At 37.2% G+C, this 13,709-nt stretch carries 10 protein-coding genes; 9 read left to right on the top strand and 1 reads right to left on the bottom strand.

Annotated features, from left to right (window positions below):
* Nucleotides 1-21: 21 nt before the first annotated feature.
* From hypD to hypB, 8 genes are all read left to right on the top strand, one after another.
* Entirely contained in the window at nt 22-1,185 is a 1,164-nt protein-coding gene (gene hypD / locus SAGCYANO_RS38735; protein ID WP_202224890.1) for a hydrogenase formation protein HypD, read from the top strand.
* Nucleotides 1,186-1,440: 255 nt separating this feature from the next.
* On the top strand, nt 1,441-1,665 hold the full coding sequence (locus tag SAGCYANO_RS38730) for a 4-oxalocrotonate tautomerase family protein (RefSeq protein ID WP_094678699.1): 225 nt from the start codon (nt 1,441-1,443) through the stop codon (nt 1,663-1,665).
* Nucleotides 1,666-2,472: 807 nt separating this feature from the next.
* On the top strand, nt 2,473-2,937 hold the full coding sequence (locus tag SAGCYANO_RS38725) for a GNAT family N-acetyltransferase (protein ID WP_202224889.1): 465 nt from the start codon (nt 2,473-2,475) through the stop codon (nt 2,935-2,937).
* 247 nt (nt 2,938-3,184) lie between these two features.
* Entirely contained in the window at nt 3,185-4,273 is a 1,089-nt protein-coding gene (gene hypE, locus SAGCYANO_RS38720) for a hydrogenase expression/formation protein HypE (RefSeq protein WP_202224888.1), read from the top strand.
* Nucleotides 4,274-5,117: 844 nt separating this feature from the next.
* A complete protein-coding gene (locus tag SAGCYANO_RS38715; RefSeq protein WP_202224887.1) occupies nt 5,118-5,936 on the top strand; it encodes a DUF874 family protein in 819 nt (272 codons plus the stop codon).
* A gap of 178 nt (nt 5,937-6,114) precedes the next feature.
* Complete coding sequence (gene hypA / locus SAGCYANO_RS38710) at nt 6,115-6,459, top strand: hydrogenase maturation nickel metallochaperone HypA (RefSeq protein ID WP_202224886.1); 345 nt, start codon at nt 6,115-6,117, stop codon at nt 6,457-6,459.
* A gap of 67 nt (nt 6,460-6,526) precedes the next feature.
* Nucleotides 6,527-8,716, top strand: a complete 2,190-nt coding sequence (locus SAGCYANO_RS38705; protein ID WP_202224885.1) for a pentapeptide repeat-containing protein — start codon at nt 6,527-6,529, stop codon at nt 8,714-8,716.
* Nucleotides 8,717-9,430: 714 nt separating this feature from the next.
* A complete protein-coding gene (gene hypB, locus SAGCYANO_RS38700) occupies nt 9,431-10,282 on the top strand; it encodes a hydrogenase nickel incorporation protein HypB (protein ID WP_202224884.1) in 852 nt (283 codons plus the stop codon).
* Between the two features lie 1,001 nt (nt 10,283-11,283).
* On the opposite strand, the gene SAGCYANO_RS38695 is transcribed toward hypB, so the two are convergent.
* A complete protein-coding gene (locus SAGCYANO_RS38695) occupies nt 11,284-12,399 on the bottom strand; it encodes a CU044_2847 family protein (protein ID WP_202224883.1) in 1,116 nt (371 codons plus the stop codon).
* 620 nt (nt 12,400-13,019) lie between these two features.
* Here SAGCYANO_RS38695 and SAGCYANO_RS38690 point away from each other — a divergent pair.
* A complete protein-coding gene (locus SAGCYANO_RS38690; protein ID WP_237397109.1) occupies nt 13,020-13,697 on the top strand; it encodes a Uma2 family endonuclease in 678 nt (225 codons plus the stop codon).
* Nucleotides 13,698-13,709: the final 12 nt, after the last annotated feature.

Below are 13,709 nucleotides of genomic sequence, written 5' to 3'. Positions count from 1 at the left end.
ATGTCAAATAGGAGAAAATATATGAAATACATTAAAGAATTTCGCGACCCCCACAAAGCACAAGGTTTAGTTAAAGGAATTGATGAACTCAGCCAAAAATTAGGATACACCACCGATCGCCCACTCAAAATAATGGAAGTTTGTGGCGGTCACACTCACTCTATTTTCAAATATGGCATTGAGGAGGTTTTACCTAATAATATTGAACTAATACATGGCCCTGGATGTCCAGTTTGTGTAATGCCACGGGGTAGATTAGATGATGCGATCGCTCTGGCGGAAAAACCTAACGTTATTTTTACTACTTTCGGCGATGCGATGCGGGTGCCTGGTTCTCAAAAAAGTTTGTTGCAGGCAAAAGCTCAAGGTGCAGATATTCGGATGGTTTATTCGCCCCTGGATAGTTTGAAAATAGCTAAGGAAAATCCAGACAAAGAGGTGGTTTTCTTTGGTTTAGGTTTTGAAACTACTGCTCCCAGTGCAGCATTAACTATTTTGCAAGCAGAAGCGGAAGGCATCAACAACTTTAGCGTTTTTAGTAATCATGTTTTGGTTGTACCTGCTTTAGAAGCATTACTGAGTAACCCAGATTTAGAATTACAAGGTTTTGTCGGGCCTGGTCATGTGAGTATGGTTATTGGTACTCAACCATATCGGGTAATTTCTGAAAAATATCAGAAACCTTTGGTCGTATCAGGATTTGAACCTCTAGATATTTTGCAGTCTATCTGGATGTTGTTACAGCAAATGCTAGAAGGTCGTTGTGAGGTGGAAAACCAATATAGTCGCGTGGTTAAGGAAGGTGGTAATAAGGTAGCGCTGGAAGCAATGGGCAAAATATTTGAAGTTCGGGATAAGTTTGAGTGGCGAGGTTTGGGAGATATTCCTGAGTCTGGGTTAAAAATTACTGATGCTTATGCTTGTTTTGATGCGGAAATTAAGTTTTGTGTGCCGAATAAAAAAGTTGCTGATGCTAAAGCTTGTCAATGTGGGGAAATTCTCAAAGGTGTTTTGAAACCCTGGCAATGTAAAGTATTTGGTACTGCTTGTACTCCAGAAAATCCGATCGGTACTTGTATGGTTTCCTCTGAAGGTGCTTGTGCTGCTTATTATAAATATGGAAGGTTGTTTAAGAAGGAAGAAGGAAAAAGGAAGAGGGAAGAAGATAAGGTATTGAGTATTTAATATCAAATAAGGATAAGAAGGAAGAAGGAAGAAGGAAGAGGGAAGAAGGAAGAAGATAAAGTATTTAATTTTATAATATCAAATAGACATCTCCAATAATCAAAAATAAAATCAATTACCGCACATAAATTATCAATTATTTCCCTGTACGGACGTTGCATACAACGTCCCTACTCCCTCTTTTGGAGGAGATGTCTAATAGATTCAATAATGGTTCTATATATATTAGTATTAGTAAAATAGGAGTAAAAAACCATGCCATTTATAACTATTCAAATTGCTGATGGTCATTCGGTTGAATTAAAACGCAAACTAGCAAAAGCTGTGACTGATACTGTTGTTTCTACTTTAGGAACAAAACCAGAATGGGTAACAGTTCATATCGACGAATTTAGTCGAGAAAATTGGGCAGTTGGCGGTCAACTTCATATTGATAAACATCCCGGTCGTCATGCAGAAAAAGTAGAAAATAATAGTTGATTTTGCTGGTAAAAATTGACAGTAGCTATCATTAAGTAAGCAGGTAAGCATTTCCTGCGGAATGCTGCGCAAACAGCTATTAGCATTTCCGTTTGTCATGCTCCGCAAACAGCATTCAGCTTTTGAGCGTAATGTAATATAGTAAAGTTAGCTTGTTACCTTTTTCTTTCCTAGTGAATGCTGCATAAACATCATTTTGAATTCTCCTTCTAAGATAATAAGTTAATAGCTGATAGCTGATAGCTGACTGCTGAATGCTTACGTAAGCAGTTATAGCTAAAGTCAAAAATTAGTAGGGGCGAATTTCCATTTTTCCCTAAATTTGCAGCAAAAACTAAATTTGAGAGAAGCGAGAATATCCTAATAGTAATAGGGACTGGTATAGCGTTTCCCAAGAACGTGAGGTAAAGTTATCTTTTTATCTTTTTATTCCCTGTTTCCTGTTCCTAGATCCGGTGTTCCCTCAAACCTAAAATTTTGTACCTCACGCTTTTTGGGAATTGCTATATAATACCAAATTGATAAATTTTTGCTACAAATAACTTTCTAGGTGTTAGGTGGTAGGTGGTAGGTGGCGCATTCAACAATTAATAATGAATAATTAATAATTAATAATTACCTCTCCTTGAAAAGAAGAGGATTGACTAATAATGAAAATTTTTCTTTATTATCCCCTTAAAAGGGGAGGCTTTAAACCACAATTTTTCGGTAAATTATTAATTATTTACTAGCCAGTGTATTTGTAACATCCTTTTTTAAATTTGGTATAATTCTAATTATTTAGAAATAAATAGCAATCTAAAAATTATGCTTCATACAGAAATAATAATCAGAGAAGCAGTTCCCAGTGACATAAAAATAATTATGGAATTACTCTATCTAAAAGCAAAATTTGACGGCTGTCCCGAATCTCTCAAATCAACAACCGAACAACTAAATAACGATTTATTCGGTACAACTCCTCTTACTTCTATTTTATTAGCAGAAGTAGGGGGTAAAACTGTAGGTTTTGCTAGTTATCATCGAATTTATTCTACATTTTTAGCTAAACCTGGTATTTGGCTAGATGATTTGTATTTAAAAGAAGAATACCGAGGTCAAAAAATTGGTAAAGCTTTAATGACTCGTCTATATCAAATAGCTGAAGAAACAGGTTGCGGTAGAATTGATTGGACTGTGAATATTAATAATTCTCAAGGCATTAATTTTTACGAAAAAATGGGAGCCAAGATAATAGAAAAGGTGAGATTATGTCGCCTGGAAATTCATTGAAGAAGGCAGGAAGCAGAAGGCAGAAGGCAGAAGGGAAAATTCTTATCGATAGTCTTCGACACGCCACATTCATGTCTTATAACCCCAAACATTTTTAAGCACTATCGTTAATGGTAGGGTATTAAACTCGCAAAAGAAAAGGTAATTAAAAAAAATTATGTCTACATAATTTAATTTAGCTAATAACTAATAACTGATAACTGATAACTGATAACTGATAACTGATAACTGATAACTGATAACTGAAATGACACCCATCCAAAATCCTTTATTTAAAAAAATCGAACAAGCGCGACGTCGCCCGACAAAAGTGCGCGACACCAACGTTACCCTCGCCCACGGTAGCGGTGGTAAAGCAATGCGCGACCTCATAGAAGATATTTTTGTCCGCAACTTCGACAACCCCACCCTCTCCCAACTCGAAGACCAAGCAACATTTGACCTAGCAACTCTCACCGCTCAAGGAGACAGACTTGCTTTTACCACCGACTCCTATGTAATTGACCCCATCTTTTTTCCTGGAGGCAATATTGGCGAACTTGCAGTCAACGGGACTGTTAACGATATAGCGATGAGTGGAGCAAAACCTTTATATCTCTCCTGCGGAATGATTATTGAAGAAGGTTTCCCTGTTGACTCCCTCCGACAAATAGCAAAAAGTATGAAAACTGCAGCAGATGTCGCCGGAGTTAAAATTGTCACTGGAGACACAAAAGTTGTTCACCGAGGTGTTGCAGATAAATTATTTATCAATACTGCGGGGGTTGGTGTAATTCGTTCTGGTGTTTCTATTTCTGCCCAAAATCTTCAACCAGGGGATGCCGTTATTGTAAATGGTTATGTAGGCGACCATGGAGCAGCTATTACCGTTGCCCGTGGATATCTAGATTTAGAAACGGAACTTAAAAGCGATACTCAACCTTTGAATGGTTTGGTTGATACTATTCTGGATGTTTGTCCGGAAGTTAGGGCAATGCGAGATGCTACCCGTGGGGGTGTAGCAACAGTATTAAATGAATTTGCCATGAGTTCGGAAGTAGGGATACGACTTTTTGAATCTTCCCTACCAGTGCGGGAGGAGGTGCAGGGAGTCTGTGAAATTCTCGGTCTCGACCCTTTATATTTTGCCAATGAGGGTAAGTTAGTGACGGTGGTTCCGGGAGAAAAAGCGGAAACTGTTTTGGCAGCAATGAAATCTCATCCTGCGGGTATTGATGCTGCTATTGTGGGGGAAGTTATTGCTTCTCCTCCAGGAATTTTGTTGTTGCAAACTACCTTCGGCACCGAGCGTATTGTGGATATGTTAGTAGGAGACCAACTTCCGAGAATTTGTTAAAAACTATTCCGGAACGAAAAGGGGATGAGCAACCCCTCCTAAAATTCAACGACTATTAGACATCTTCAGAAAAGAGGGAGTAGGGAGTAGGGACCCACCCCGAACCCCTCCCAGGAGGGGAAAAAGGGAGTAGGGGGAAAGAATTGATAATTTATGTGGGATAATTGATTTGATTTTTTGGCGTTGGTGAAAAAAGGTATGATATCTTATCCGGATAAGAGCGTAAACAAAAAACTTTCTCCCTCTACTACTCTTTCTTCTTTTTTCTTTCATCCTGACTCCTGACTCCTAAATAATTAAGATTAATATCATACACGCGCTTTACCAACGCCGATTTTTTATTATTGGAGATGTCTATTAGTACCTCTGCAATAAGGAGGCTTGAAATTAGGAAAATTTGCCATTTTTAGAGAAGACAAGTTTTCTGTTAACATCAAGTCTATATTAATGGTTGAAGTTCACAACCTGAATATTTAAAGAATATGAAAACTTTTTTGATGCTAAAATTGAGATTATAGAAATTAATAAGTATCAAGAACGTCCAGGATTTTCCGGTAAGTATCATCTAGTTAAGTTCTTGCTCCAGTCAGGGGGAATAAATTCGTTTTAAGTTAATATTTGGGTTCATTCTAATTATCCAGAAGCAGAAATAATTAAAGTTGCTAGAACTTTTTTAAATCGTCGTTTACAAGATTTTGTGGAATTAACAACTGAAGAGATTTATACATCTGATGAAGTTGATGCTTTGTGGTAGTCTGTAAAACCTGAAAATTTTTGCAGTAGAAAAGAATCTAATTGATTAGAATTTTCTCTTTTGATTTAATCACAAATAAGGAAAAAAATTATGTCTACATTACCAACACAAACAAATATTGAATCATCCCCCAAAAGTTTCAAAAATCAACCAGAAGATTTTGAATTTGTAGAACCAGATATTAGTGATGTTATTACTGAGGATGATACTCCTGTGGATAATTTAATTACTGAGAAACAACAACGACTATTAACTACTACTTTATACAGTTCTTTTTCAACAGAATTACCATTTTTAGCAACTGCGAATGTCGGGCTTTTTTACGGCAATAAAATACCACCACTCGTACCAGACGTTCTCCTCAGTTTACGAGTCCAAGTACCAGAATATTGGAGTCAAAAACAGAATCGTTCTTATTTTGTTTGGTATTTTGGCAAACCTCCAGAAGTAGCTATCGAAATTGTCTCTAATAAAATCGGTAATGAGTTGGGTAGTAAATTACAAGATTATGCTTTTGCAGCGGTTGGTTATTATGTAGTTTTTGACCCACTTAAACAACTTGGAGAAACTATTTTACGAGTATATGAATTACGAGGTAATAGTTATGTAGAGCTAGGAAATTTCTATTTGTCTCAAGTGGGATTGGGTTTAACAATTTGGCATGGTATTTTTGAAGGAAAAGAATATGATTGGTTGCGCTGGTGTGATGATTCGGGGAATATTCTGTTAACTGGAGATGAACGAGCTGAACAGGAGAAACAGCGAACTGAACAGGAGAAACAACGTGCTGAACAGGAAAAACAACGAGCAGAACAGGAAAAACAACGAGCAGAACAAGAAAAACAACGAGCAGACCGACTAGCAGAACTTCTCAGGGAAAGAGGTATTAACCCTGATGAAGTTTTGTAGTTAAAAAATCTGGTGGGCGATCGCCTACTACTGACATTTTTTTAGGAGAGAGAAAATAGTTCTTTGATCGGTCAAGATAAGATAGTCTCAAACTAAATTTTTGATGCTGAAAGTTCTCTCCGTATCTTCTAACTTTTAGCTAAAAAATTACCTGAAAAACTGGAAAAATTTTGTAAATATGCACGAATTAGGAATTACTCAAAATATTGTTGCCATAGTTGCTGAAAATGCTAAGGATAAATCAGTCAAACGAGTCACCTTAGAAATAGGCGAACTTTCTGCCATTATGTCTGATGCGATTGAATTTTGTTTTGACGTTTGTAGTAAAGGTACTGTTTTAGAAGGTGCAAAATTAGAAATTATTAAAATTCCCGGTTTAGGAAAATGTCGTCAATGTGGAGCAGAATTTTCCCTAGAGCAACCATTCGGTGTTTGTCATGTTTGTAACAGTGTGGAAATAGATATTATTCAAGGTCAAGAACTTAAAATTAAGGAAATGGAGGTAGAAGAATTATGTGTTTAATATCAAGGGAAAAAGTAAGTAATATTATATTTGGAAGCTCGGAAAAATAACTGTCAAATATTATGTAATGAAAGCTAGTGAATTACTGAGGCAATATAGAGAAGGTGAAAGAAACTTCCAAGGGGTAAAACTCAGGGGTGAATCTCTCAGAGGACAAAACCTTTCGGAGGCAGATTTTAGTGGAGCGGATATTAGAGGAGCAGATTTTACTAAAGCTAATCTTAAAGGTGCAAAATTTTGTAGGCTTAAAAAAACTGGATTGCAAAATTATTGGATAACTTTATTGCTTGTTGTGACATGGTTTCTCTCCGCACTACTAGGATTTATTACAACTATAACTTGTCTCTATACAACAAGTATTTTAATCCCTAAAAATACTCAAATTTTAATTTTAGTTCCTGGATTAGTTATCCTGGTTGTTTTATCAATTTTCTTTGTTGCTACTATTCGTAAAAGTCTAAGGTTTGATTCTCGCAACGTATTCCAGTCTTTGTATGGAGCTATTTCCGTAACTTTATCCACCTACGGAGCTGTTGCTGCAGCTACATCTTTAGCTACGATTGTAATTGCAACACTACTCAACTTCATTTTTGTTAACAGCAATCAACTTATAGGTGTGTCTGTTGCAACTACTCTGGTAGCTGCTTTTATTTCTGCTTATGCTGTGGGGCTAACTTTGGCAGTGGCTGGAGTAATCTCTATCTCTTGTGATTTATCAGGCTTAATAGCTGTAGCATTTGCTGTCTTGGGAGGAGTCGTCGCAGCAAAATCTGAATTTATAGACAGGGTAGGTTTTAGAACGATAGGTATAACAGTTAATATTATAGCGTCTGTAATGGGAGGAAATGCTGGCTGGAAAGCTTTAAAGGAAGATGAAACCTGGTCAGCAACTCGGTCTGTAATCATTTTTATAGCTTGTTTATTTGGTACTAAATTTGAGGAGGCTAACCTAGAAGATACAAATTTCGAGGAAGCAATACTTAAAAATACAAATTTTAATGAAGCTAAACTTGTAAGAGTTTACCTGCATGGTGTTAAAAAAATTGAGTTATCCCGTATTGAAGGCTCTTATCTTAAAAATCTGCGAGTACGGCAATTACTAATTAAAGGAGACGGGGAAAACCAAAACTTTGACTACCAAAACTTACGGGGTGTTAATTTACAAGGTGCAAACTTAGCTAATGCTAGTTTTAAAGGCGCCGATCTGAGTAAAGCCAACCTCCAGGATGCTGACTTATCAAGAGCCAAATTAGTACAAACCCAATTAGATGAAGCAAACCTAACAGGAGCAATACTCACCGGAGCTACTATAGAAGATTGGGGTATCACTAGACATACAAAATTAGATGGCGTGAGATGTCGTTATGTCTTCATGCACTTACCCACAAAAGAAGATGATGAACCTCGTCGCAAACCAGATGACCGGAAGAAAGAATTTAAGGATGGAGACTTTGCCGACTTTATTAAACCCATAGTTGATACCCTCGACCTTTACCACGACCCGGAGGTTGACCCTCGCGCTATTGCTATTGCACTTAAGCGGTTAGCTGAAAATCATCCAGGAGCAGAGTTAGAAATAGTAGCGATGGAGAAAAGGGGACGAGATAATCTTCTACTGCGTCTAGCTACTGCTCTTGGGGCTGACCTTTCTCCGTTACATGATGAATATTTCCAGATGTATAACGAAATAAAAGCTTTAGCTGAGGCACAAAAGAAACTTTTAGCGGAACAAGATAATAGAATTTCTACTTTAGAGAATACAATACAAACATTTGTAGAAAATACCGTACAGATATTGCTACGGCGTCCTAGTTATCATATAGAAATAGAAAATTATCAAAATAAAGGAGACACTGTTATGGCTGATACCACTAACAATGACTTTAGCGGTGGAAATTTTTCTGGAGGATTTGTCAATACTAATAAATCTCAAAGTAACCAAGTAGGAGGACCAACTTATGCCAACCATGTAGGCGGAATAATTAACAATTATCCTGCCGAACAAAAGCAAAACTTAGCAGATGCAGCAGCAGAAATTCAACAGCTTTTACAACAACTCGAACAAAATTCTCCAAATGCAACAAAAATTGAAAAACAGAGTGCTTTACAACAAGAAATTCAGCAAAATCCTACATTGAAAGCTAGATTAGTTAACGCTTTCAAAGAAGGAGGAATCGAAGCATTGAAAGTATTATTTGGTCCAATTGGAATTCCCATTGAAATAGTCAAAGGTTGGATTGAGGCAGAAGCTTCATAGTCGATCCAAAAAGTAGGTGGTGGGTACATGTTTATCCACCGAATGTTAATGGAACATTTTGCTCAAATAACTGACAAATAACGAAGCTAAAGGTGAAGCTAAAGGCGAAGCTGAAGGCAAAGAAAAAGCCCACTTAAAATCTGTATCTAAGATGATTCGTTTAGGTTTAACTTTAAAGATTATTGCTGAATATTTAGATTTGTCTTTAGAGGAAATTCAAAGATTAGCAAAATTGACTGAAAATAGAGATTAATTTTTTTAATTTAATTAAGTAGGTAGACGCGAATAAACTTCACTATATAACCAAATGTTGGTGCAGTATCAACCCTTGAGATTGCTTCCTTCCACTTCGTTACAGTCGCAATGACGTACTTGTAAATTTTCCCACTTACCAAAAAATGAAGTCCAAAGCCTCCACCTTTTAAGGGGATGAAAAAAATGTTTAATATCAAATCCGCATAGAATAAAAGGTGTTAACTATATATATACACCTTTTTTTTAACCCGGATTTGGTATAACTCAGTATTTCAAGCCTCCGAGTTAAGTCGGAAGTACTGATAACTGTTAACGCAGTTCCTCCGGAGGAGGCTAACTGATAACGTAGTTCCTCTGAAAGAGGCTAGCGTAGCTCCGACCACAGGAGGCTAACTGAAATGACCTACTTATAATCAAATCTCAAAAACAAAAAATCAAAGAAATGGAGAAAGAAAAATCATGTGTGTAACTTGCGGTTGTTCCGGTAATAATGAAATTACTATTACTAATTCTCAAACAGGAGAAAAAATGACAGTAGATAAGCATCATTCCCATACTCATACTCTCCCAGATGGAACTATTATTACTCATACTCATTCTGATAATCATACTCCTGAACATAATCATCAGGAAACAGCAGAATTTCATGCCAAAATGCACGGAAATACTATTAGTTTAGAACAGAAAATTTTACAGAAAAATGACCTAATAGCTGCTCAAAACCGAGGTTGGTTTAAAGGTCGAAATATTCTGGCATTAAATTTAGTTAGTTCTCCTGGTTCTGGCAAAACTACTTTATTAGCTCGGACGATTAATGATTTAAAATCTGAATTGAATTTTAGCGTCATAGAAGGCGACCAAGAAACTATTAATGATGCAGAAAAAATTCGCCAAACTGGTTGTAAAGTAGTGCAAATTAATACTGGCAAAGGCTGTCACTTGGAAGCGGGAATGGTAGAGAAAGGTTATACAGAATTAAACCCTCCTTTAAATTCAGTTTTAATGATTGAAAATGTGGGAAACTTAGTTTGCCCAGCTTTATTTGATTTGGGTGAAAATTCTAAAGTCGCAATTCTATCAGTTACTGAAGGGGAAGATAAACCAATAAAATATCCCTATATGTTTCGAGAAAGTCAGGTAATGATTCTGACTAAAATTGATTTATTGCCTTATGTACAATTTGACGTTAATCGTTGTATTGAATATGCAAAACAGGTAAATCCTAATATTAAGATTTTCCAGGTTTCTGCCACAAGTGGGGAAGGTTTAAATGATTGGTATGGGTGGTTGAAACATCAAATTCTTCTTTAAAAGAGGGAGTAGGGAGTAGGGAGTAGGGAGTGGGGGAGTGGGGGAGTAGGGGAGTGGGGAGTAGGGGAGTAGGGGAGATTAAATAGGGTCTGCTGAAAAAATTGATTGGTGGGGGTAGGACACGGGGACACACCAGACGCACTAGACGCGGAGATTATATTATGTCCGGATAATTAGTTATAAAAAAACTTTTTCCTTCTTCTCCTGTTGTTCTTCTTTCTTCCCTCTTTCCTCCTGACTCCTGACTTCCCCTCCCCTCCACCGGAGGGGTTAGGGGTGGGTTGGTCGGGGTTAGGGGTGGGTTGACTCCTGAGGACTCCGTAGTTATTTATCACTGTTTAACCGGACATGATATTAGAGGGAACAGGCAACGGTTTAGGCGATTTTATGTGAAGAAATTTTCTTGAATTTCAGCAGAAAATTTCAGTAAATTGATGCCAATAAGAGCCATAAACTTGGAGATAAACTGAATATAAAAAGCTTCTAAGCATTGGCTATTCTGACTTTTAGCTTTATTCAGCAAGCCCTAAATAGGGTTTGTCCTCAAAAGTCTTTTTTAAGGAGTAGGGGAGTAGGGGAGTAGGGGAGTAGGGGAGTAGGGGAGTAGGGGAGTATTTTTTTGCCCAACTCTCGCCCAAAATACGCTCCATGCATGAGCATGAAGGGCTGAAAACCAGGTACAATTTCTAGACCTAAAAAGTCTAAAACCTTTACCTGTAAATGCTTTGAGATTTATTCAGCAAGCCCTAAATAGACATCTTCAATAATAAAAAATCTATGATCGTATTATCCTACAGAAATTATCAATTATTTCCCTGTAGGGACGTTCCATGGAACGTCCCTACTATGCATGGAGGAGATGTCTAATATTGAAGTAATTTAAGAAATTATAAACAGATATTATATAACCGGATTCTATGTGCAACCCCACCGGATTTGATATGACTCCTAACTCCTAACTCCTGACTCCTGACTCCTGACTCCTGACTCCTTTAATGCTTCTATAAACTAGGCAAATAAACCACACGGAAACCTCTGTTATTATTGCAGAAGTCGGCATCCCCCCAGAGACGGAAAGCACTCCGACAATTCCAAGGTTCATCCTCCCAATACCCACCACGAAGCATTCGTATCTTACTATCTCCTCCAGTCTCCCAAGCACTACCATCATTAGGCGCACCTTCATAAGTATCGTGTCTAATATCCTGACACCACTCCCACACATTCCCGTGCATATCATATAAACCAAAAGCATTAGGAGGAAAACTTCCCACATCAGTTGTCTCTCCTCGATATTCACCTTTAGGAGCATCGCCATAGGTATAGTTGCCATTATAGTTAACTAAATCAGTCGTTATAGTTTCCCCAAAATAAAACGGTGTGGTTGTACCAGCGCGACAAGCATATTCCCATTGACTCTCACTAGGTAGTTTGTAAGTTTTCCCCATTTTTTTGGATAACTTTTGACAAAATTTTATAGCGTTGTGCCATGTTACAGTTTCTACAGGGCGCTTTCCTCCTTTAAAGTGAGAGGGGTTTTCACCCATAATAGCTTGATATTGGTCTTGAGTAATAGGGTATTTACTCATATAAAAAGGTTGCAAAGTAACTTCATGTTGAGGAGTTTCAGAATTATCTGTTTCTACTTGATTTTCTGGGGAACCCATAACAAAACTACCTCCAGGAATAGAAACCATTTCCAACGTTATACCTTTACCCAAATCTTCAGTAAAAAATACTGCTTCATGGGAACTACGATTAATTTCTTCACCTTTGCTGTTTACCGTTATTACATCAAATGGTTTTGGTGCAATTGGTTTCAATACTAACTTCACTTTTAAATTAGCACCTGCTTTTCCTTTAGTAATATAAATATTACCTTCCCCCTCAAAATTAAAACCTACTTCCACCTCAGCTTGTTCAATTTCCATATCTTTATTAATTTCTTGCCAAGCTTCAGCAATAGGACGACTAATACTAACTAATACAGGTTTAACTTGTGCAAAACTAGATTTAACATCTTTAACAGTATTAGTAGAAATCGGCTTTGCTTCATTATCTGGAACTTCAGCTTCAACGAAAATCCCATCTTCCAGTTGAATTAGTCTGGTGGCCATGTATGTTAATTCCTGAATTTAACTGCTATTATAATTTAAACATATTCCAGTAATTTGCTCTATGAATTTAGAATAACTGTAAGTATTTCCTGCGGAATGCTGCGCAAACAGCAGTAAGCTATCAGCTATTGCTTTGAACACAAATTCCTATTTTCTATATAAAGTTTGTTAGATAAGTAAGGTACACTAATAACTAATAACTAATAACTGATAACTGATAACTGAAATGACACTTCTGCCCCATGAATATCCAGACACCAGGTAAGCATTCAGCTAGCTCGCTGTCAGCTATCAGCAACAAGACTCTCTCCTTAAGGACAGTGTTTAAATTAACAACTGACTTTAAGGGCAAGGGAGGCAACTTTTGTAGTAAGACAGTTAAATATTGCTTTGATCCTAAACTAAGAGCTGATTTATAAAGTAAATATTAAGAGGATAAATGCTTTACAGTGTAAGGGTTCGACACTATCGATCGCCAGGCATAATTTTCCGCAAACCCATGCGAGAAAGGAGTTTCAACTCAGTTCATAAATCAGCTCTAAAAGCAATAGCTGATAGCTGATGGCTGACGGCTGAATGCTTACGACACCAGTAATATGATTCTGGAGGATGATACTCCCTTGGATAGTTTTATTCATGAGAAACAACAACGTCTGCTGACAACTGTTTTTTATGGTGGTGCTGAAACAGGAATAAATGTTCCTTTTATCGTGGCAGCTAATGTGGGTTTATTTTCTTATGTCGGAGATTCAGGAATTGTACCTGATGTGTTTTTAAGTTTAAATATTCCTGGTGGCGAAAAATGGTGGAAATGTAATATTCGTTCTTATTTATTCTGGGAATTTTGCAAATCTCCAGATATAGTGATTGAAATTGTTTCTCCCACTCCCGGCAATGAATTAGGAAGTAAATTAATAGACTATGCACAGTTACGAATTCCTTATTATTTTGTCTATGACCCTCTGCAAAAACTAAGTGAAACTTTTCTCCAAGTGTTTCAACTTCAAGGTACTTCTTATATTCCTAAAAATGATGCTTGGTTTGCTGATGTAAATTTAGGATTAACTCTTTGGAATGGTGTATTTGAAAATCTGGCATTGCTGATTCTGGGTATGATGCAGAGCTACCCTAACCCCCCAATGCGTGGGGGGAATAAAACTCTAAAAGTCCCCCAATGCGTGGGGGATGCGCGGGGGCTTTACCAGAACCAAACAATCGCGCATTCATACTTCAATTCAGCAACGCCGAAAATCTTAGTGGTACTTGATTACGTTGGTGTAATGCTGATGGGAATGTGATTAAAACAGGAG

The sequence above is a fragment of the Okeania sp. KiyG1 genome, from assembly GCF_014132355.1.
Lineage (GTDB): Bacteria > Cyanobacteriota > Cyanobacteriia > Cyanobacteriales > Microcoleaceae > Okeania.
The sequence above is the reverse complement of the archived record's forward strand: the minus strand, read 5'-3'. Positions and strand labels throughout refer to the sequence as shown.